Source organism: Acidovorax sp. ACV02 (assembly GCF_014851475.1).
GTDB classification, from domain to species: domain Bacteria; phylum Pseudomonadota; class Gammaproteobacteria; order Burkholderiales; family Burkholderiaceae_C; genus Acidovorax; species Acidovorax delafieldii.
On record NZ_JACUZU010000007.1, the window covers coordinates 342,233 to 362,966 of the forward strand.

At 66.3% G+C, this 20,734-nt stretch carries 20 protein-coding genes; 14 read left to right on the forward strand and 6 right to left on the reverse strand.

Annotated elements, in window-relative coordinates; genetic code table 11:
- Window positions 1–182: 182 nt before the first annotated feature.
- On the forward strand, window positions 183–1,094 hold the full coding sequence (locus IB236_RS18595; protein WP_225581237.1) for a DMT family transporter: 912 nt from the start codon (window positions 183–185) through the stop codon (window positions 1,092–1,094).
- Between the two features lie 128 nt (window positions 1,095–1,222).
- A complete protein-coding gene (locus IB236_RS18600; protein ID WP_056064801.1) occupies window positions 1,223–1,438 on the forward strand; it encodes a hypothetical protein in 216 nt (71 codons plus the stop codon).
- Window positions 1,439–1,481: 43 nt separating this feature from the next.
- Here the strand turns inward: IB236_RS18600 and IB236_RS18605 are convergent, their stop codons facing one another.
- Window positions 1,482–2,417 carry a succinylglutamate desuccinylase/aspartoacylase family protein gene (locus tag IB236_RS18605; protein ID WP_192421752.1) on the reverse strand — a complete coding sequence of 312 codons (936 nt, stop codon included), beginning with the start codon at window positions 2,415–2,417 and terminating at the stop codon, window positions 1,482–1,484.
- Between the two features lie 105 nt (window positions 2,418–2,522).
- On the opposite strand from IB236_RS18605, the gene IB236_RS18610 reads away from it, so the two are divergent.
- The gene (locus IB236_RS18610) at window positions 2,523–5,651 is read left to right on the forward strand and encodes a polymer-forming cytoskeletal protein (RefSeq protein ID WP_192421753.1); all 3,129 of its coding nucleotides are present in this window, start codon (window positions 2,523–2,525) and stop codon (window positions 5,649–5,651) included.
- Window positions 5,652–5,790: 139 nt separating this feature from the next.
- On the opposite strand, the gene IB236_RS18615 is transcribed toward IB236_RS18610, so the two are convergent.
- Window positions 5,791–6,444 (reverse strand): VOC family protein, encoded by a 654-nt coding sequence (locus IB236_RS18615; RefSeq protein ID WP_225581238.1) that lies wholly within the window; start codon window positions 6,442–6,444, stop codon window positions 5,791–5,793.
- A 221-nt stretch (window positions 6,445–6,665) separates the two neighbouring features.
- On the opposite strand from IB236_RS18615, the gene IB236_RS18620 reads away from it, so the two are divergent.
- Window positions 6,666–7,952 carry an MFS transporter gene (locus IB236_RS18620; RefSeq protein ID WP_192421754.1) on the forward strand — a complete coding sequence of 429 codons (1,287 nt, stop codon included), beginning with the start codon at window positions 6,666–6,668 and terminating at the stop codon, window positions 7,950–7,952.
- A gap of 84 nt (window positions 7,953–8,036) precedes the next feature.
- Window positions 8,037–8,180 (forward strand): hypothetical protein, encoded by a 144-nt coding sequence (locus IB236_RS18625; protein ID WP_167514358.1) that lies wholly within the window; start codon window positions 8,037–8,039, stop codon window positions 8,178–8,180.
- Window positions 8,181–8,322: 142 nt separating this feature from the next.
- Here the strand turns inward: IB236_RS18625 and IB236_RS18630 are convergent, their stop codons facing one another.
- Both IB236_RS18630 and ylqF read right to left on the reverse strand, forming a co-directional pair.
- Entirely contained in the window at window positions 8,323–10,599 is a 2,277-nt protein-coding gene (locus IB236_RS18630; protein WP_192421755.1) for a bifunctional diguanylate cyclase/phosphodiesterase, read from the reverse strand.
- A 169-nt stretch (window positions 10,600–10,768) separates the two neighbouring features.
- Window positions 10,769–11,755, reverse strand: a complete 987-nt coding sequence (gene ylqF, locus IB236_RS18635) for a ribosome biogenesis GTPase YlqF (RefSeq protein WP_192421756.1) — start codon at window positions 11,753–11,755, stop codon at window positions 10,769–10,771.
- A gap of 94 nt (window positions 11,756–11,849) precedes the next feature.
- Between ylqF and IB236_RS18640 the strand changes: the two genes are divergently transcribed.
- Both IB236_RS18640 and IB236_RS18645 read left to right on the forward strand, forming a co-directional pair.
- Complete coding sequence (locus tag IB236_RS18640) at window positions 11,850–12,101, forward strand: hypothetical protein (RefSeq protein ID WP_192421757.1); 252 nt, start codon at window positions 11,850–11,852, stop codon at window positions 12,099–12,101.
- A 56-nt stretch (window positions 12,102–12,157) separates the two neighbouring features.
- Window positions 12,158–12,328 carry an oxidoreductase-like domain-containing protein gene (locus IB236_RS18645; RefSeq protein ID WP_056747202.1) on the forward strand — a complete coding sequence of 57 codons (171 nt, stop codon included), beginning with the start codon at window positions 12,158–12,160 and terminating at the stop codon, window positions 12,326–12,328.
- A 95-nt stretch (window positions 12,329–12,423) separates the two neighbouring features.
- Here IB236_RS18645 and gshA read toward each other — a convergent pair whose 3' ends face one another.
- Together gshA and IB236_RS18655 are read right to left on the reverse strand one after the other, a co-directional pair.
- Window positions 12,424–13,950, reverse strand: coding sequence for a glutamate--cysteine ligase (gene gshA, locus IB236_RS18650; protein WP_099730761.1), 1,527 nt, complete (start codon window positions 13,948–13,950; stop codon window positions 12,424–12,426).
- Window positions 13,951–14,021: 71 nt separating this feature from the next.
- Window positions 14,022–14,930 carry an SDR family oxidoreductase gene (locus tag IB236_RS18655; RefSeq protein WP_099730762.1) on the reverse strand — a complete coding sequence of 303 codons (909 nt, stop codon included), beginning with the start codon at window positions 14,928–14,930 and terminating at the stop codon, window positions 14,022–14,024.
- A 317-nt stretch (window positions 14,931–15,247) separates the two neighbouring features.
- Between IB236_RS18655 and IB236_RS18660 the strand changes: the two genes are divergently transcribed.
- The 7 genes from IB236_RS18660 to IB236_RS18690 all read left to right on the forward strand — a co-directional run bounded on the left by IB236_RS18660 (window position 15,248) and on the right by IB236_RS18690 (window position 20,714).
- Window positions 15,248–15,529: a DUF427 domain-containing protein gene (locus IB236_RS18660; RefSeq protein ID WP_192421758.1), complete on the forward strand. Its 282-nt coding sequence runs from the start codon at window positions 15,248–15,250 to the stop codon at window positions 15,527–15,529.
- Between the two features lie 566 nt (window positions 15,530–16,095).
- The gene (locus IB236_RS18665) at window positions 16,096–16,734 is read left to right on the forward strand and encodes a DUF938 domain-containing protein (RefSeq protein WP_192421759.1); all 639 of its coding nucleotides are present in this window, start codon (window positions 16,096–16,098) and stop codon (window positions 16,732–16,734) included.
- Between the two features lie 12 nt (window positions 16,735–16,746).
- Window positions 16,747–17,043, forward strand: coding sequence for a 2Fe-2S iron-sulfur cluster-binding protein (locus tag IB236_RS18670; protein WP_056064834.1), 297 nt, complete (start codon window positions 16,747–16,749; stop codon window positions 17,041–17,043).
- Window positions 17,044–17,268: 225 nt separating this feature from the next.
- Window positions 17,269–18,390 carry a bifunctional 3,4-dihydroxy-2-butanone-4-phosphate synthase/GTP cyclohydrolase II gene (ribBA, locus tag IB236_RS18675; RefSeq protein ID WP_192421760.1) on the forward strand — a complete coding sequence of 374 codons (1,122 nt, stop codon included), beginning with the start codon at window positions 17,269–17,271 and terminating at the stop codon, window positions 18,388–18,390.
- 19 nt (window positions 18,391–18,409) lie between these two features.
- Window positions 18,410–18,874 carry a 6,7-dimethyl-8-ribityllumazine synthase gene (ribH, locus tag IB236_RS18680; protein ID WP_056064840.1) on the forward strand — a complete coding sequence of 155 codons (465 nt, stop codon included), beginning with the start codon at window positions 18,410–18,412 and terminating at the stop codon, window positions 18,872–18,874.
- Window positions 18,871–19,410, forward strand: a complete 540-nt coding sequence (gene nusB / locus IB236_RS18685; RefSeq protein WP_192421761.1) for a transcription antitermination factor NusB — start codon at window positions 18,871–18,873, stop codon at window positions 19,408–19,410. The genes ribH and nusB overlap by 4 nt, the downstream gene beginning before the upstream one ends.
- Before the next feature lie 119 nt (window positions 19,411–19,529).
- Window positions 19,530–20,714 (forward strand): pyridoxal phosphate-dependent aminotransferase, encoded by a 1,185-nt coding sequence (locus tag IB236_RS18690; RefSeq protein ID WP_192421762.1) that lies wholly within the window; start codon window positions 19,530–19,532, stop codon window positions 20,712–20,714.
- The last annotated feature ends 20 nt before the right edge of the window (window positions 20,715–20,734 follow it).

Genomic DNA, 20,734 nt, shown 5'->3' on the forward strand with positions numbered 1-20,734 from the left:
TTTTGGCCTTGCCGCACACGCCCTGCAATGGTCTGGCCACACCACAGGCTGGTCCCGCACGGCCCAAGTTCTCATGCACCTGCCCAGCCCGCCATTGCCGAGCCTTTTCTCTGCACAGGCTACTGTCCCACATGACCGCCAGCGAGGCCTGGCCTGCGCGCGCGCAGCCAAAGGGCCGCACCATGTCTGAGGGGCAACCCAACGCCTCTGCAGGCCTGTCGATGCCCTCGGGCAACCTGCGCGGCATCATCGCCATGGTGGCTGCGGTGGGTTTCTTTTCGCTGATGGATGCGCTGCTCAAGACGCTGAGCGCCCACTACCCCGCCATGCAGGTCGCGGCGTTGCGGGGCTGGGCTGCGCTGCCGCTGGTGGCGCTCTATGCGCTGTGGCGTGGCGAGGTGCCACGGTTGCTGAAGGTGCGCTGGCCCCTGCACTTGCTGCGTGGCGGACTCAACGTGGCCATGCTGGCACTGTTTGCATTTGCCATCCGTGAACTGGCACTGGCCGAGGCCTACACACTGTTCTTCATTGCGCCGCTGCTCATCACTGCGCTGTCTACCGTGGTGCTGCGCGAGAAGGTGCGCGCTGCCCACTGGGTCGCCATTGCGCTGGGCATGGTGGGCGTGCTGGTGGCTCTGCGACCCAATCAGGAGGCATTCTTTACCCTGGGAGCGCTGGCCGTGCTGGCGGCAGCCACCTGCTATGCGGTGTCGGCCATCACGGGCCGCATGCTCACCCGCACCGACTCCAGTGCCAGCCTGGTGTTCTGGACCACCACGCTGCTGGCACTGGGTGCCGGCGCGCTGGCCTGGCCGCATTGGGTGGGCGTGGCGCAGGTGCATTGGCCACTGGTGGCAGGGCTCGCCATCACAGGGTTTGCAGGCCAGTTGGCGATCACCGAAGCCTTTCGCCACGGGCAGGCTTCCGTGGTGGCGCCATTTGAATACACGGCGCTGGCCTGGGGCATGGGGCTGGATTGGGTGCTGTGGCAGACGGTCCCGGGCTACAGCACGCTGCTGGGCGGCGCCATCATCATTGGCAGCGGCCTGTACCTGGTGCGCCAGGAGCGCACGCAGGCAGTGGTGCCACCCTGACCGGCGCGAACCGGTGCTAGACCGGCCACTTGCCGTCGCTCCGGCGCGGCATGCGCTGACACGGCAGTCAGGCAGTTCACCCTGTAATGAAGCGATGAACACAGCGGCACTGCCGCAAGGAAATCGCCATGACACAACACGCCACCGTCCACGGCCACGTGACCTACACCCCGGGCGACGGCGCCCCGATCGCCATCCCCGAGGGCCCGATCGAGGTGACCACCAGCGCGGACAGCACCACGCTGAGCTGGTCGGTCGAAGAAGACATCGTCGGGTCTGCGGCGCTACCTCCCGACCAGTTCAACCAGTACGTCAAGGACGGCAAGATCCGTTTCAAGAAATAGCCCGGGCGCCCACGCCCCGGACCTCCCTGCCGTCCCAGCCGGATCAGATCGGCCGCGTGAGGTACACCGCCTCGCGGCCCACGATGGGCTCGCGGGTGGGCATGAGGATGGTGCAGTCGTCGCACAGCGCGCGGATCTCATACGGGCCATCGGTGGCGATGAGGTCACCCTTGGCAAACACCTCAAACCCTTGCACGGGCTTTGTGAAGCGGAAGTCCGACGTGCGCACCATGCAGGTCTCCAGCAGCTCGTAGCGGCGCTGCTCGGCGGGCGTGGGCCGGTCGGCCACCGGTGCGATGAGGCCAAAGTGCGCCAGAAAGTCCAGCGCCACCGCAGTGGCCATGTCGGCCGCCGATTGGCGGAAGTGCTGGCCGCATTCCACCACCAGCGCCACCCCATCTCCCTCGGCCCGCCCGTGGCGACCGTGCTGGATGAGCGGCGTGCCCGAACCCAGGCCGCTGGGCATCACCAGGTGCACCGGCGGGCGGCCGATGGCCAGCGCCACCTCTGCATTACGCGGATAGGCTGGGTACACCCAGAACGGCTGCACGTCCTGGCTGGTGGAATGGATGTCGAGGATGTGATCGGCCGCAGCCACCACGGGGCGCAGGATGCGGGCACGCTGCAACTCGGGGCTGTCGGCCGTGCCGTCCAGCTCGGCCGCCGACCAGATGCGGTTGAGGTTGTGCACCAGCTGTCGGCTCTCGAACGGACGGCTCTGGTCAAACGATTCGTAGGCGGCCACGTTGGCAAAGCTGACGGTCAGCGTGCCGATGAGGGGACGCACACCCGTGTCCAGCAGGTGGGTGGCCGCCACCATGCCGCAGATCTCGTTGCCGTGCGTGAGTGCATTGATGAGCACATGCGGGCCAGGCTTGCCCGACTCGAAGCGGTGCACATAGTCGATGCCGACATTGCCCTGGCGGTAGGCAGAGAGGTCGCGGGGGAGGACTTCAAAAACGGGGGGGTTCTGCGTCATGGCAATGAATTAATAAGATGACACATCATTGTCTGCGCAAAGCCGGATCAGTGCTGGGCGCGGTGTACGATGCCCGCCGGTTGAGTCCCTCCTGCGTCCCTGCCTATGCCCACTGCCCGACTTTGCCCACTGGCCGATCTGGCCCACCGCATTCCCCCCGACTGCTGGATGGCCGAGCGTCTGGCGCAGGACCCTGAGGCCCTGGCTGATGAAACCGCGCTGTGGATCACCGGCGATGCGCACTGGCCTGCGCTGCACCTAGACGTCCCCCTGGCCCAGGGCAGCCCGCTGCGCCAATGGCTGCAAGAGCAATCCGACGGCCCCAATGAGGCCTCCGTACCCCGTGCGCCCTTTGTGATCGTGGTGGATGGAGACCTGCGCATCGACGGCGCCTTGACCAGCGCCGACACCGATGGCACGACGCACCTGGTCGTCAACGGCAACCTGCATGTGCAGAACGCCGTGATCGGCGGACAGCTGGTGCGTGTGCAAGGTGCACTGCAGGTGCATGACCTGCTTTGGGGCCACTACAACCATGGCGAGCTGCGCGTGCGTGGTGGGCTGCAGACCCGGGTGGCGCTGTTCACCGACGGGTACCACGTAGACATCACAGGCCCAGAACAGGTGGAGTTTTTACTGGACGAGGTGCGCGGTGTGCCGCACCGTGCGGAGTTCTCGGCCGAGATCGTGGGTGCCGTGTTCGCCCCCGAGTTCCACGAGGGCGTGGACGCAGGCGAAGACGGCCTGGCCGCCATGATCAGCCGCCGCCAGGTGCTGGCCGCCGTGCGGGCAGGCCAGAGCGCGGTGCGCAGCAGCGCAGACATCCACGCCGACCAGCCTGTGGCCGACGACCTGTGCGCCGACAACACCATCAGCATTGACAACATCCTGGCCGTGGTGCACACGCCAGTGATCGCGCACAAGGAACACAAAGCCTACGGCTGGTTCCAGCAGACTGATTTTTCGCTGTGCCAACGGCATGTGGACGAAGAAGGCGACGCGCGCGACGACAACGTTTTCATCACGGTGTGGAAAACCTGGGACTTCTACCTGTCGGTGGAGCAGGTGCCCGCGCCCCGCAATTGGATGGAGCGTGTGGCCACCAAGCTGTGGCGCCATGCTGCCCCCACGGTAGCGCAGCGCACGCTGCTGTACCGCCGCTACGCACAGAGCGAGCCTGGGGACTGGCAGGTGCTGGCCCCCCCCACGGAACCCGGTCACGACCCCGACGCCTGGAAGGCCTGCGAACACGCCTGGCGCGGTGTGCTGAACTACGTGCGCAAAGCCGTGGGCCAGCACCGCGCACGCTACCCGCTCTACCAGCGCCTGCAGGCCACGTTGACGGCAGAGCACATCGAGGCCTTCACCAGCCTGCCCGTGTTCACCGAGCAGTACAACGACTGGTGGGACAGCGACCGCAACGGCTACTGGGAGGGCGAGGTCTGGGTGGGGGCGCGCCAGCCCTGCATGCACGACGGCGAACCCTGGGGCCGCGCGCTCAAATACAGCTGGCGCAACGGTGATGACGCGCCGGGCGATGACGAAGACAACGCCCACAGCGCCTACCAGATCCATGTGGACGAGGCGCGCGAGGGGCCGGCCGCTGTCGAGTTCAGCTACGCCCAGCGCCAGAGCGACAGCCGCGCCCCCCTGCCCCGCTGCGCCGCCGACCACATTGCCCGCCTGCTGCGCTTTCACGGTCTGGTGCAGGCCCGCATCCGCGCGCGGCACGAAAAGGCGCAGGCCCAGCAGGCCGAGGCCCGCCGCATCGAAGCCGCCGTGCAACTGCTGACCACCCCACCCTTGCCGCCCGACCTGCCGGATGCCGCCGTGTTTCCCGTCGAACTCATGACGCTGTCGGAGCAGTGGCAGGCCGATGGGCAAGCCTACGTAGCGGCCATCCGCGCGCACCAGCTGGCCAACGATGCCCACCGCGCCGAGGCCTCGGCAACAGCCGGTGGCGGCGATGAGGACAACGGAGCAGAAGAACGCGACAACGCCCTGCCCGAAGACCCGCGCAAGGCCGATGCGCCCACCGTGCTGCAACTGGCGCGGGTGGTGAGCCACTGGGCCGACGAAGAGCTTGCCACGCGGTTTCGCCAGCGCTTTGCCTTTGCCCCGGATGCCTATGTGGCGCGTGCCGCCCAGGCCGGCCAATTCATCGGCCCCGTGTTTGTGCTGGACGATGACCGTGTGGTCGCCCGCATCGGCGCGGCCCATGACGACGACGCCCGCTGGGTGTTGCTGCATGGCACAGAGCACACGCCCCTGCCCGCCATCCAGGGCCTGGGCCGCTCGCCCGATCGCCGGTGCTTTGCCCAATGCGACGGCCTGCACATCACCACCCACCACGGATGGAATGGCCCCGTGATTGCGCAATTTGCCCTGCCGCGCGGCAACGAAGGCCTGCCCCCGCAGGTGCAGGTGTCGGCAGGCCCGATGGGGCAGCGCTGCGATGACATCATTCCCTTCAACGATGGCCTGCGCGTGCTGCTGCGCAACCCCACAGGGGTGTATCTTCTGCACCCCGCAGCCCAAGGTGCCGACAGCCCAGTGCAACGCCTGCACCCGCAGACGTTTGAAGAAGATGGCCCCTACACCTGGCCCAAGAACCAGATGGATGAAAAGGTCGATGGTGAGACCGTCACCGTGCTGGCGCTGGACATGCTGCACATGGCCCTGTCGCCTGATGAGCGTCACATCGCCGTGGGTGACCAGGACAGCTGCCACATCCTGCTGGACGCGCACGGCGCTGTGGTGGCCGAGCACGAGCCCCTATCGTCTTACCCCCACCACGCGGCGTTCTCGCACGACGGCACACGCCTGTTTGCCAACTCATGCCATCTGTATTGGGGCAATACCTGCTCGATCCCCGTCGGGGCGGCAACGCAAGAAGCGACCGGTGAGGACACCCCACCACTGGACGAACGCTGCCGCGTGTACGCCTCTGTCACCTTGCCGGGCCTGGTGATCCTGGGCGATGCGGACGGCTACCTGCATGCCATCAGCGACGAGGGACAAGCCCTGTGGCGCCACCACATCGGCAGCACGATCAGCGCTATCGATGCCTCCCCCGATGGAGAAACCCTGTGGGCGGCCAGCTATGGCGGCTACCTGGTGCGGCTGCAGCGCAGCGAGGCGGGCATGGACCCTTACTCCATCAGCACGTCACTGTATGTGGAGACGCGGCGGTGGATATTCTGGCGGGATGAGGTGGGGCCGGTGCGGTGGTAGGCGATATGCCACGGCTCCTTACGAGGCCACAGGTTCCATGGATACCAAATACCGAGCCAACGGGAACCAGCAAACCATGGCGTCGAATTTGTCGGCGGGTGGCCCATTGCAGCCGTCGGTGCTCCGCTTGAGCGAGGACTCAAGCGCCACCCAGCCTGCGCAGCCCTGACGGCGTTTGTATCTCTGCCACCAAGGCACATGCCGCTCCTTGAGCGACTGCGACGGGTGGTGTTGAAGCGAGGCCAATGGCGGCAAAGAGTGCGAGCACTTCTTCGGGCGCAGGATGCACTATGTGAAGTGATCTGAAATGAAGGGGATTCGTGGGCAGCGCTGCAACAGGATTGGCGTCAGCGGCCCTTTGAATCAATAGCGGCACAGCCCCATCCAGCGCGAGTGCACCGTCTGGACGGAACGCCATCCGCCAAGTATGGGAGTCACGGTGCATCGTCTCAACCTGACCAATGGCAGGTACTGTCGCGGCAGCGATGTCATTTGTACTCGCTACCCAGGCAGCCAAACGAGGTGTAGCGCCGTCCGGTATGTCGTCGATGCCAAACCAGCGAGCCCGCGAAACAGGCGCTGCGTCACGGTTGGCTGCGATCACCTCCAAATAAACCGAAGGTCCAAGGGCCAGCAGCAGGTTATGCGTCGCCATGCTGGGATGCTCTCTGCCCGGCCCCGGAGCTACGCCAAGAGCAGTCTCAACATAGGCTGATCCAGCATCGAGGCTGGGTGCGACGATGGTGATGTGGTCGAGACGCGACGCCATCCGCTCTGTGAAGCCAAACGTCATTTGGACAGCAAAACATGCAGGATCGACTGGCCCATACTGGTTCTCTTTGACACTGATTTCTCCCGAAGATGGAGTGCGGTCTCGGTTTGAAGGGGTCCACTGTCTGACAGGTCAAGCATAAATTCCGCGGAGCTTCACGACAAGCTCTTGGAAATCGAGGCGACGGCAGCCGTGCATGGCATGAGCGTTGCATGCGCGCCCTGCACGCACTTGCACCCTCCATGACTTCATCCCACCGCTCAGCCCGCTCCAGCGCACCCGCTCATCCAGATGCGCCGCCACCCAGCGCCCCCGGCCTCAGCACGCCGGTGCTCTTGCTCATGGCCGTGGCCTGCGGCCTGTGTGCGGGCAGCAACTACTTCAATCAGCCGCTGCTGCACTCCATTGCCACGCAGCTGCAAGTGCGGGACGCGTCGGCGGCGCTCATCGTGACGCTGGCGCAGGTGGCATACGCGGCAGGGCTGCTGCTGTTGGTGCCGCTGGGCGACCTGCTGGAGCGGCGGCGGCTCATCACCACGCTGATGCTGCTGGCCGCTCTGGGACTGTTTACCAGCGGGTTTGCGCGCAACTACGCCATGCTTGCGCTGGGCACGCTGCTCACCGGCCTGTTTTCGGTGGCGGCACAGGTGCTGGTGCCGCTGGCAGCCACCCTGGCAGCGCCGGGCCGCAGCGGCCGGGCCGTGGGGCTGGTGATGAGCGGGCTGCTGACCGGGATTCTGGCGGCGCGCAGTGTGGCAGGGCTGCTGTCGGAGGTGGGCGGCTGGACGCTGGTGTACCGGGTGGCGGGCGTCGCCATGGTGGCCGTGGCGCTGGCGCTGCGGTGGGTGATGCCCATGTCACGCAATACCACCTCAGCACCGACACAGGGGTATGGACAGGTCTTGCGGTCGCTGGGCACGCTGGCCCTGCATCACCCCCGGTTGCGCAGCCGGGCCTTGCTGGGAGGGTTGTCGTTTGCCTCGGTCAGTGTGTTGTTCTCCACCATGGCGCTGCTGCTGGCGGGGCCCGCACACCGACTGGGCGACGCCGGCATTGGGCTGGTGGGGTTGGCGGGCGTGGCTGGTGCACTCATGGCCAATGTGGCGGGCCGCATGGCCGACCGTGGGCAGGCGCACGTGGCCACCGCCACATCGGTAGGTTTGCTGCTGCTGGGCTGGGGCGCGCTGTGGCTGGGCGCCAGCAGCCTGGTGTGGTTTGTGGTGGGCATGCTGGTGGCCGACCTGGCGCTGCAGGGCGTGCACATCAGCAACCAGAACGTGATCTACCGGCTGGACCCCACCGCCCGCGCGCGGCTGAACGCGGTGTACATGACCAGCTATTTTGCCGGTGCGGCCACGGGCTCGGCGATGGGGTCGGTGGCCTGGCTGTGGGGCGGATGGGGCGCCACCTGCGCGCTGGGCATGGGCCTTGCCGTGCTGAACGCGATGGCACTGGCTTACGACCAGCGGCTGGCCGTGCGGGCGCTGGGTGAAGGTGTGCGGCAGGCTACAGAGGGCGCAGGCGCGTAGCCCCCCCCCCGCGGCCGCCAACAGCGCAATTTGTGACGTACCATCCTCGCACGGTCCCATCCCGAGACCTTTCAAGGAGGCCCCATGGCCAAAGGTGAACAGCGCAGCAACAAGATGGCGAAGAAACCCAAAAAGGACACCTCGCCGCCCAAGGAACACAGCGCATCGGACCGGCCCATGCCGCCGATGACCACCGTCATGCCCAAGGGCAAAGACAAAAACAAATAGGTCACACCAGCACTCCGCCTGCCCCGGCGAATGCGCTACTAAAACAATAGCTGCAGGCGCATATCACATAAGCGCCTGCAGCTATTTTTGCTTGAAATTCCGCATCAGGCAGCCCTTCATTCGGCGCTCGCCGCCGAAGGGCTCAGGCAGGCTGGGCCCACCGCGCCAGCCACTGTGCATCGGGCTCTGGCCGGCCAAACAGGTAGCCCTGGTACACGATGTCCGGGGCGCGCTGGCGCAGAAAGTCGGCCTGGGCCTGGGTCTCCACCCCCTCGGCCACCACGCGCAGGCCGAAGTGCCGGGCCACCGACAAGATGCCTTCGACCAGCACGCCATCGTCGGCATTGGTGGGGGCCTCGTGCACGAACGATCGGTCGATCTTGATCTCCTGGATGGGCAGGCGCTTGAGGTAGGCCAGCGATGAGTAGCCGGTGCCAAAGTCGTCCAGCGACATGTCCACGCCCAGCGCGGCCAGGGCGCGCATCTTGGCCACCGCATCATCAAAGTCGTCGATCACCAGGCCTTCGGTCACCTCCAGCGTCAGCAGCCGGGGGTCGGCCCCCGTGGCCGCCAGCACCGCCCGCAGTTGCCCCACAAAACCCGCCTGCCGGAACTGCCGCGCGCTGAGGTTGACCGAGAGCCGCAACCGCCGCTCGCGGAACACCGGCTGCGCCAGCAGCGCACAGGCATGGGCCAGCACCCACTCGCCCAGGCTGACGATGAGGTCGGACTCCTCGGCCACCGGAATGAACACGCCCGGCGCCACCAGGCCGTCACGCGGATGCTGCCAGCGCACCAGCACCTCGGCACCCGTGACCTGGCCCGACACATCCACCTGCGACTGCAGGTGCAGCCGCAGCTCGCCTGCGCCAATGGCATGGCGCAGTTCGCGCTCCACCCGAAAGCGCTGCTCGGCGGCCTCGCCCATGCCCTGCTCAAAAAACGCAGCCCGTCCGCCCCCGGCCTGCTTGGCGCGGTGCAGGGCGGTGCCCGCGCGCCGCAGCGCATCGTGAGCACCGTCGTCCGACGTTTGGGGGTACAGGGTGATACCCACGCTGGCGCCCAGTTGGGCGTCCTGCGCATCGCCCTCCAGACGCAAGGGGCGCAGCAAGGCGGCCTGCAGTTTTTCGGCAAAGGCCAGCGCATGCCGGCCCGCCAGCGAGGCATCCACCCCCAGGCCATGCAGCACCACGGCAAACTCATCGCCCGCCACGCGCACCAGCAGGTCTTGGGGCGGCAGGATCTCGGACAGCCGCAGCGCCACGGCACAGAGCAGTCGGTCCCCCATCTCGCTGCCGCGCGCATCGTTGAAAGTGGTGAACCGGTCCAGGTCCAGCAGCAGCAAGGCATGCTGGGTGGAAGGCGGGCGACCTGCACGCCCGCGCAACACGTGCAGCCGCTCCATCAGGGTGGACCGATTGGGAAGGCTGGTGAGGCCGTCGAAATGCGCGAGGCGGTGAATTTCGTCGGCAGCGCGCTTGCGTTCGGTGATGTCCTGCTTGAGCTCCACATAGTGGCTCACGCGGCCGTCGGTCTGGCGGATGGGGGCCACCACCACGGCCTCGGTGATCTCGGCGCCGTCCTTGCGGCGGTTGACCTGCTCGCCCGCCCAGTTGTCGCCGCGCGCCAGCGTATCGCACAGTCCCTGGCGCTGTGCGGGCGCCAGGCCGTTGCTGGAGATCTGCGCCGACAGCTGGCCCAGCGCTTCGTCACGCGCGTAGCCCGTGCGGGACAGAAAGGCGGCATTGACGTATTCGATGCGCCCTTCCAGGTCGGTGATGACAATGCTCTCGGGGCTTTGCTCCACCGCGCGTTGCAGCTTGCGCAGCTCAGCATCGACCGCGGCCAGGTTGGTGGCGGTAAGCCGTGCCTCCTGCACGCGGCGCAGGTAGCTGCGGCGCGACAACAGGGTCGCGGCCGCCGTCACTGCGAGGATGGCCCCCAGATAGGCCACGTAGGCCAGACGATTGCTGTAGCGTGCAGGTGGCAGCCAGTCGTACAAGTCGGCCCAGACAAAAAACAGGAACAGCCCGCCTGTGGCACCGGTGAGCAGCAGCGTGGGCCGCGCGCCCAGGATCCAGCCCGAAAAAACGATCAGCACCGGAAAATTGAGCAGGTTGGGCCCCCGCAGACCGCCGTTGTTGGCAGCGACCACCGAGACCATGGCCCATACGCCCCAGATCAGCACCAGGGCTGCCTGGCGCCAGCGCTGCAGGTGGCCCAGGAACACGGCCAGGCCGCCCATCGCCCCGGCGCCCAGGTTGAGCAGCACCTGCGTCCAGGACAGGGGCCGGTCCAGCAGCAGCAAAGCGGCGATGGTGGTGCCCGCCAGCATCACGGTCCACGCACCCACGCGCACCAGCTGCTCGGTGGTGGCATCGTCTCTTTCGGGGGGCGATGAGGGGACAACAGCGGGCATGGTGAAGCCGGTAACTGCCAGACTGGCATGGTAACTCGATACATCACGGCTATCGAGACTTGATTGTCGTCAGCGTTGGGACTCCATCACACCCAGCCCCCTGCCCCGCTGTCACCGCCCCTGCCTACACCAGCCCCCCGCCACGGACCGGTTGCCGACGGAGCGTCCCTCACTCGCCGTCGTCGGGCGTGTGGTCCGAGTTGCTGCCCTGCTCGCGCACGCCAGAGCCCTTGCCCTTGGCCTTGGCACGCGCGTCTTTCTTGGCCTGGCGCTTGGCGTCTTCGGCCAGGCCTGCAGCACGCCAGGCTTCAAACTCGGCGGGCGTTTCCAGAGTGATGCGGCCCAGGATGGCGGTGCGAAAGTCCGTCATCACAATCTCGGCCGTCTTTTGCAGGTTGACCTTGCCGCCACCCAGCATGGCGCCGCGCTTCTTGCCGATGGCTGCGAGCAGTTCCTCGTCGTGCATCGTGGCCACGGCACCCGCAGGCAGGCCCAGCTTGTAGCGGGACTCCAGCAAGGGGGCGTAGTGTTTTTGCAGGCGGCGCAGCAGCTCCAGCGCCACCAGTTCCTCGTCGTAGGCATTGCGGCCCACGGCGCCGCTGGCGGCCAGGTTGTAGCCACTTTCGGGCACCACAATGCGCGGCCACAGCATGCCCGGCGTGTCCCACAGGTAGAAGTCGTCGGCCAGGGTGATGCGCTGCTCCAGCTTGGTGATGCCCGCCTCGTCGCCCGTCTTGGCATGGCGCTTGTTGGTCAAGGTGTTGATCAGCGTGGACTTGCCCACGTTGGGCACGCCGCAGATGAGCACCCGCATGGGCTTGGCCATGCCCCCGCGGTTGGGCGACAGCAGATGGCAGGCGTCGATGAGCTTGCGCGCAGGGGCGCGGTCGGACGCATCCAGCGGCACGGCGCGCGTGTCGCTCAGGGCGTTGTACCAGTCCACCCACAGCGCTGTGCGCTCGGGGTCGGCCACGTCCTGCTTGTTGAGCACCTTGAGCGTGGGCTTGTGGCCCGTGATCTCGGCCAGCAGCGGGTTGGCGCTGGAGCCAGGCAGGCGCGCGTCCAGCACCTCGATCACCACGTCAATGTCCTTGATGCGTTCGGTGATGGCTTTGCGGGTCAGGTGCATGTGACCGGGGAACCACTGGATGGCCATGCGGGGGTACTTTCTTCTTGATTCAACAGGTTCTGAGGGTGGCAAGGATAATCGCGGTCCCACTTGCACCACGCCACCGCGCTATTTGACCTCCATGCCAGCCCCTCTCGACAACTCGCGCAAAGCCAATGCCACCAAGGCCGACAAGGAGCTGCTGTTCAAGAGCGTGACCCTGGCCCTCATCGGCCTGGTCATCTTGCTGGCGCCCTATGTCGCCCGCTCCAGCAGCGTGCGCGACCTCATGACCCAGGCGGCGCTGGTGGGCTGGTTTGCGCTGGTGCTGGGCATAGCATTCGGCGTGCAGTACGGCCTGCGCCGCGCCAAGGCGGGGCGCCGCCAGCCGTGACCTTGCCGGAGTGGACGGCCCCGGCACCGGCGGTGGACGGCGCCACGGCGCAAGCCATGTTCGCGGCGCTGCAGCAACGCGCGGCCACTGCGGGCATCACGCTGCGCAACCCGCCGCCCGAGCCCACCACCTGCTGTGGGCGCGGCTGCAATGGCTGCGTGTGGGAAGGATTCCTGGACGCCGCCGAATACTGGCGGCAAGAGGCCCTGCTGCAGCTGCAAGACTGATTTTGAAGCCATTTTGGGCTGGTAGCGCTAGTGCGATATGCCCAGGCAGCTACCAAATTAATAGCACGCCCATGCCACTCGGCACGGTCGCACGCTCAGCCCAGCTGCTCCACCGCCATGTACTGCTCGCGCCATTCTTCAAACGGGAGCGTGTCTGCGGCTTCGATGGCCTTTTGCGCGGCAATCGACTCATCGGCCATCGCCAGGTAACGCGCCTGCTGCTCGGCCGTCCAGGGCAGGGCCAGCAGTGCGTCGCGGGCGGCGATGGACTGCTGCCGTGCAAAGGCTTCAAAGTGGTGCTGGTGCTCGCGCGCCATGCTGTCCAGCACGCGGGCCGATGGTGTGCGCTCGGGCGCAGCCATCAGTGCGCGGGCATCGCGCAGTGCAACGCTGTAGTCGTTGGTGCCGTGGGTGGCATCCAGCGCAGCGGCCAAGGGCTCGCAAGCGGCCAGCACTTCAGTGCCCCATTCGGTCAGCGGCACGCTCTGGCCGTTGCGCGACAGGCGCAGGCCGGGCTCGCGGCCCCGCTCGGCGGTGAGGTGCTGGTTCTGCTTGAGTTCGGCAATTTCTGCGGGCGTGTCGGGCGGGCTGTCGGACAGCAGGCAGTGCAGCAAAAACACGTCGAGCAGGCGCATGGTGGGTGCGGTGATGCCCACGGGCACGAACGGGTCCAGGTCCATCAGGCGCACTTCGACGTATTCGACCCCGCGCTCGCGCAGGGCATGCAGCGGGCGCTCGCCCGTGCGCACCGTGCGCTTAGGGCGGATGGTGCCGTAGAACTCGTTTTCGATCTGCAGCAGGCTGGTGCCGAGCTGGTTGTAGTCACCGCCGGGGTTGCGCACACCCACCGTTTCGTAGGCGGGGTATGGCTTGGTCAGTGCCTCGTGCAGCGAGTTAGCGTAGCCCGTGAGGCCGTTGTAGCTCACGGCCAGCGTGGCTTGCGCGTCGCTCTGGTAGCCCAGGCGGCCCATGCGCAGCGATGTGGCGTGGGGCAGGTACAGCGCGCTGCCGCCCTCCATGCGCTCCAGGCGGTGCTCGCGCCCCTCCACAAAACAAGGGCACAAGGCGGGTGAGGCGCCAAACAGGTACAGCAGCACAAACGCGTGGCGCCGGAAGTTGCGAATCAGCGCGAAATACTGCTCGCTGTCCACGCCCGGCAGCGACCAGTTGTAGTGAATGCCCGAAATGGTCTGCATGCGCCGGCCATAGCGGTGGCCCAGGCCCATGCGGTATACGCTCTTGGCGCGGCCCACGTTGGAGCTGCCGTAGCGGCCGATGGGAATGGTCTCGTCCGTGGGCAGGCCGCAGGGCATGCTGGAGGCCCACAGCAGCTCGCCGCCGCTGTCCTTCAAGGTGTGGTGCACGAACTGGTGCACCTCGGTCAGCTCATCCAGGCACTGCTGCACGCCCTTGTGGGCGCCAGTGATCAGCTCCAGCTGCGACTCGCTGTAGTCCGTGGTGATCAGGGGATGTGTGAGGGCCGAGCCCAGCGCCAGCGGGTGGGGGGTGAGGGCCAGGCCACCGGTGGGCAGCACGCGCAGCCCTTCCTTTTCGATGCCACGGCGAATCCCCCCCAGGGCGTCCGCCGGGTAGGCGGCCAGTCTCTCGTGCAGTTTGCTCATATGTTTATACCGATCCAACTTCTGTCGGCCCGGAACTTAGCACGTTGAGCGCTGGCCCGCCCAGAGGGGTGTCAAGCCCTTGCGGCCAAAGCGCGTCCAACCTCGTTGGTTCCCTGCGCTGCGCCACTTTGTGGTACTTGCTCGCCCGCCCGCTCCGTCACCTCGGCCAGGCGGGCCGCCAGTTGCTCGGGCACATCGGCGCCAATGCCCAGATGGATACCTTGGGTGAGGGTGATGTGGGCGGCTTCAAACGTGCCCGCACCGGCACACAGGATGGTGCGCGTGGGCGCGCTTTCGTGCGCCAGCACCAGCATGGCGGGCACCACGGCCTCGGGCTTCAAGGCGTCCAGCACTTCCTGGGGCATCAGGCCCTCGGTCATGCGCGTGGCGGCCGTGGGGGCCAGGGCGTTCACATGGATGTTGTACTTGGCGCCTTCGATGGCCAGAGTCTGCATCAGCCCCACCTGGGCCAGCTTGGCTGCGCCATAGTTGGCCTGGCCAAAGTTGCCATACAGGCCGGTGGACGAAGTGGTCATCACGATGCGGCCATATTGCTGGGCCACCATGTGCGGCCACGCGGCCTTGCAGCAGTTGGCGGCGCCCATCAGGTGCACATCCACCACCAGGCGGAAGTCATCCATGCTCATCTTGGCGAACGATTTGTCGCGCAGGATACCGGCGTTGTTGACCAGGATGTCCACCCGGCCCCAGGCGTCGATGGCCTGCTGCACCATGGCCTCGACCGCCGCAAAGTCGGTGACCGACGCGCCATTGGCCAGCGCCTCGCCGCCCGCAGCGCGGATCTCATCGACCACGGCCTGCGCCGCACCCACGGTGCCGCCGCTGCCGTCCACCGCGCCGCCCAGGTCGTTGACCAGCACCTTGGCGCCGCGCTTGGCCAGCGCCAGAGCATGCTGGCGGCCCAGGCCGCCGCCCGCGCCCGTCACGATGGCCACGCGGCCTTGGAAATCAATACCCATGGTGAAGGTTCTCCTGTTGTCTTGGTCAATCGGTCAGTGGAATAAAAAACTCTGGCACCTGCCCGAATGGGCTGGCGCCGCGCGCTGCACTGTAAGCCACAGCGCAGCCCGAGCAGGTTGCACAGGCGACTGGCCCCTCCACCACCTCCACCAACGCTGGCGGAGCACCGCACACGCCCACGCGGCACATTGGGAATAATGGGTGCCTGCGCCAGCCCCGGGGTAGCGGCCGGCGCAGCCCCCCTACACTCATTTTTTGATAGCTATTGGCGCATGTAACACCTGCGCTATCGGCCATTTTTACCCAAGGATCTCCCATGAAAGCAATCTGGAACGGCGTGGTGGTTGCCGAGAGCGACGACACCGTGGTGGTGGAAGGTAATCACTACTTTCCCGAAAACGCGCTGCACCGCGACTACTTCACGTTCAGCAACCACAAGACCACCTGCGCCTGGAAGGGCCAGGCCAGCTACCTGTCGCTGCTGGTCAACGGCGAGATGAACACCGACGCTGCGTGGTTCTATGCCGACCCCAAGCCCGAGGCCGCCGAGATCAAAGGCCGCGTCGCGTTCTGGAAGGGTGTGAAGGTCACGGCCTGAAACGGCCTGCCAGCACCCTGCGCAGGTTATCCCTGCGCGCACTGGACAATCGTGTGGATAAGTTTTGGCAAGTCTTGTATGACAACGCCAAGTGCTTGATTTGCAAGGAAATGCACTGCATTGCCTTATTTTTAGGCAACCCGGTAAATCATGGCATGGGTTATCCCGGCGCACACTGGACAATGGTGTGGATAACCTTGGATAAGCCTTGTATGGCACGTTTAAGTGGTTGATTTGCAAGGAATATCCTTGCATCGCTCAAAAAACAGGCAATTGCAGAACCTCCTTTGCCACGTGCGGCCGATGCCCCTTCACAGGCATCCAACCCCCCGGTTATCCCTGCCCGCACTGGACAATCTTGTGGATAACTGTGAACAAGCCTTGTATGACAGTCTTAAGTCATTGATTTACAAGGCAACTTCTTGTGCTGCTGAAAAAACAGGCAGCACGGATGGGTAAATCGTCTGCGGTACAGTGCACGTCGGCCCTTGGTTGGCCGCTCTTTATTTCATAGCTGCCAGCGCATGATCCACTAGCGCTAGCGGCCAAAAATACTCCATCTACCAGTGTCCACCACGTACCTTCAGCACAGTCCCGCCGCAGAGCGCAACCAGGGGCCCATCCTGGCGCAGCTGCTGGCGTTGCTGCCCAACACCGGCGCCGCGCTGGAGATTGCCAGTGGCACCGGCCAGCACGCCGCGCACTTTGCAGCCGCCCTGCCCGGCTGGACCTGGCAGCCCACCGACCTGCAGGACACCCATTTCGCCTCCATCACCGGCTGGGCCGCGCAGGCCGGTGCCCGCAACGTGCAGGCGCCCCGGCGGCTGGACGTGCTGCACGACCAGTGGCCCAGCGACGGCCCGGCATTCGGCGCCGCGTCGTTCGACCTGGTCTATTGCGCCAACATGCTGCACATCGCCCCCTGGGCCTGCTGCACCGGGCTGATGCAGGGCGCCGCCCGCCACCTGGCGCCTGACGGCCACCTGGTCACCTACGGCCCCTACCTGGAAGACGGCGTGCCCACCGCCCCCGGCAACCTGGCCTTTGACGCCAGCCTGCGCGCGCAAGACGCCGCCTGGGGCATCCGCCGCATCGAAGACGTGATGGCGGTGGCCGCCCAGGCCGACCTGCAACTGGCAGCGCGGCACGCGATGCCCGCCAACAACCTGCTGCTGGTGTGGACCCACGCCGCCCACCAACCCTGAAGAGACACGTCCATGACGACACCCACCGCCGCTCCCTTCTTCATCGCCAAGGTCGAGCCCGATGGCACCCAGTGCGACGCCTGGCCCGAGCAGCCGCTGCTGCTGTCCATGGAGCAAGGCGGCATCGATTGGCCCAGCTCCTGCCGCAACGGCACCTGCCGCACCTGCCTGGGCCAGCTGGTCGAAGGCACGGTGCGCTACGCCATCGAATGGCCAGGCCTCACGGCCGAAGAAAAGGAAGAAGGTTGCGTGTTGCCCTGCGTGGCCTATCCCACGTCGGACGTGGTGCTGCAGGGCAGCGCCATCTGATCTGCGTCAGGCACCGCGCCTTTCAAACACCAAGCAGGCCCCGGTGCACTAAAATCCAGGGCTTTGGGGGCACGATGCCCCTTTGACGTGCGGCAGCGCCGCATCGCATGTTCTTTGGGGCGGTTTCTTGGAGGCACCACAGTTGCCTTCGGCCACGGGGACCTGTGCTGCAGCACACCGCCAGCTGGCAACCGCCAGAGGCTCTACAGAAAGCCCCAACCTTCCATGAACACCCCCCTCACCCCCGTGCCGATCTCGCCCGTCGAGGACATCGTGGCCGAGATGCGCGCCGGGCGCATCGTCATCCTGGTGGATGAAGAAGACCGCGAAAACGAAGGCGACCTCGTCCTGGCCGCCGACCATGTGACGCCCGAGGCCATCAACTTCATGGCCCGCTTCGGCCGGGGCCTGATCTGCCTGACATTGAGCCGCGAGCGCTGCGAGTTCCTCAAGCTGCCGCCCATGGCAGCGCGCAACGGCACGGTGTACAGCACGGCGTTCACCGTCTCCATCGAAGCCGCCGAGGGCGTGACCACCGGCATCTCGGCCGCCGACCGCGCCCGCACCGTGCAGGTGGCGGTGGACCGCAACAGCCAGCACAGCGACCTGGTGCAGCCCGGCCACATCTTCCCGCTGCAGGCGGTGGACGGCGGCGTGCTGATGCGCGCCGGCCATACCGAAGCCGGTTGCGACCTGGCCGCCATGGCGGGCTGCAGCCCCGCATCGGTGATCTGCGAGATCATGAAGGACGACGGCACCATGGCCCGCCTGCCCGATCTGCAGCTGTTTGCCGCCGAGCACGGCCTCAAGATCGGCACCATCGCGGACCTCATCGAATACCGCAGCCGCAACGAGTCGCTGGTCGAAAAGGTCGGCACGCGCACACTGCAGACGGCGTATGGCGAGTTCACCGCCCATGCCTTCCGCGACAAGCCCAGCCAGGCCGTGCACCTGGCACTGGTCAAGGGCCAGTGGAGCGCCGACGACGTGGTGCCCGTGCGTGTGCACGAGCCGCTGTCGGTGTTCGATGCGCTCGAAGTCAACCGCTCCATGCACTCCTGGGGCCTGGGCACCAGCCTGCAATACCTGGCCAAACAAGGCAAGGGCGTGGCCGTGCTGCTCAATTGCGGCGAAAGCGCCTCCCAGCTGCTGGCGCAGTTTGAAGGCACCGCCCGCTCCGCCCAGGCGCCCGAGCGCGGCCGCATGGACCTGCGTACCTACGGCGTGGGCGCGCAGATCCTGCGCGAATGCGGCGTGCACAAGATGGCCCTGATGGGCCAGCCACGCCGCATGCCCAGCATGACAGGCTACGGCCTCGAAATCACCGGCTTCATCCCCAAAGAATAAAGACAGGAACAGGATCACTATGTTTGGCGCAGACAAAGGCACCGCAGACAAACTGGACGGCAAGAAGCTGCACATCGGCATCGTGCAGGCCCGTTTCAACGAGAGCATCACCAACACCCTGGCTGCTGCCTGCCGCGCAGAGCTGCTGGCCCTCGGCGTGCAGGAAAAGCACATCAAGCATGTGCTGGTGCCCGGCGCGCTCGAAGTGCCCGTGGCCCTGCAGGCCATGGCCGAGAGCGACGAGTACGACGCGCTGATCGCGCTGGGCTGCATCATCCGCGGCGAGACCTACCACTTCGAGCTGGTAGCCAACGAATCCGGCGCGGGCGTCACGCGCCTGTCGCTGGACTACCAGATCCCGATTGCCAACGCCATCATCACCACCGAGAACATGGAACAGGCCATCGCCCGCCAGACCGACAAGGGCGTGGACGCAGCCCGCGTGGCGGTGGAAATGGCCAACCTGCTGGACGAACTGTCATGAGCGAAAACACCCCTACGCCATCGTCGGCACGTCCGCCCAAGCAAACCCGCACCGGCCTCAAAAGCACGGGCACCCGCAAGGCCGCCTCCAAGTCCAACCGCAGCCGTGCACGCGAATTCGCGCTGCAGGCGCTGTATCAGCACCTGGTGGGCGGCAACGACGCTACTGCCATCGATGCGTTCACGCGCGACCTGGCGGGCTTCCACAAGGCTGACTCGGCGCACTACGACGCGCTGCTGCATGGCTGCATCGAGCATGCCGCCAGCATGGACGCATTGATCACCCCGTTGCTGGACCGCAAGATGGCCGAGATCTCGCCCATCGAACACGCCACCATGTGGATCGGCGTGTACGAGTTCCAGAACTGCCTGGATGTGCCCTGGCGCGTGGTGCTCAACGAATGCATCGAACTCGCCAAGGAATTTGGCGGCACGGACGGCCACAAGTACGTGAACGCCGTGCTCAACGGCCTGGCCCCCCAACTGCGCACCGTGGAAGTGGCGGCCGACAAGGCCGCAGGCGCGGGCGCTGCCTGACCCTGCCACCGCCCCGCTGCCGCCCTGCCCGTTGAACCGGGGCGGCTTTGTTTCTTTTCTTTCTACGCCCTCACGCCACCACGTCCACAAGGGGCCCGGTCGGGGCAGGATGCCATTCCATGAAGTTTTCCACGCGCGCCGAGCGCATTGAACCGTTCTATGTGATGGAGGTCGCCAAGGCCGCGCAGGCCCTGGCCCGCGAGGTGGCCAGCACGCGCGAGCCGATGATCTTCTTGAACATCGGCGAGCCCGACTTCACCGCCCCGCCCCTGGTGCAGGAAGCCGCTGCCCGCGCCGTGCACAACGGCGCCACGCAGTACACCAACGCGCTGGGGCTGGATGCGCTGCGCGAGCGCATCAGCGGCTGGTACCGGAGCCGCTTTGGCGTCAACGTGCCTGCGCGCCGCATCGTGGTCACTGCCGGTGCATCGGCCGCGCTGCAGCTGGCGTGCCTGGCGCTCATCGAGTCGGGCGACGAAATTTTGATGCCCGACCCGAGCTACCCCTGCAACCGCCACTTTGTGAGCGCAGCAGAAGGCAAGGCCGTGCTGCTGCCCACCACGGCGGCGGAGCGCTACCAGCTGAGCGCCGACAAGGTGCGTGCGGCATGGAATGAAAAAACGCGTGGCGTGCTGCTGGCCTCGCCGTCCAACCCCACGGGCACCTCGATAGCGCCCGACGAGCTGCGCCGCATCCATGACGTGGTGCGGTCGCACGACGGCATCACGATGATCGACGAGATCTACCTGGGCCTGTCGTACGAGGAAGAGTTTGGCCACACCGCGCTCGCCATCGACGACAACATCATCAGCATCAACAGCTTCAGCAAATACTTCAACATGACCGGCTGGCGCCTGGGCTGGATGGTGGTGCCCGAGGCCATGGTGCCTGTGGTCGAGCGCCTGGCGCAGAACCTGTTCATCTGCGCCAGCACCGTGTCGCAGCATGCAGCGCTGGCCTGCTTCGAGGCAGAGAGCATTGCCGAATACGAACGCCGCCGTGCCGAGTTCAAGGCGCGGCGCGACTTCTTCATCCCCGCGCTGCAGTCGCTGGGTCTGAATGTGCCCGTGATGCCTGATGGCGCCTTCTATGCCTGGGCCGACTGCACGCAGGCCGCGCAGCATCTGGGCGTGAGCGGCAGCTGGGACTTTGCGTTTGAGCTGATGCGCCGCGCGCACATCGCCGTGACACCGGGGCGCGACTTTGGAACGGCCGAGCCCGAGCGCTTCATCCGCTTCTCGACCGCCAACTCCATGGCGCAATTGCAGGAGTCCGTGGAGCGGCTGCGCAAGCTGCTCGGATGACCAAGGCGAGCGACCCCACG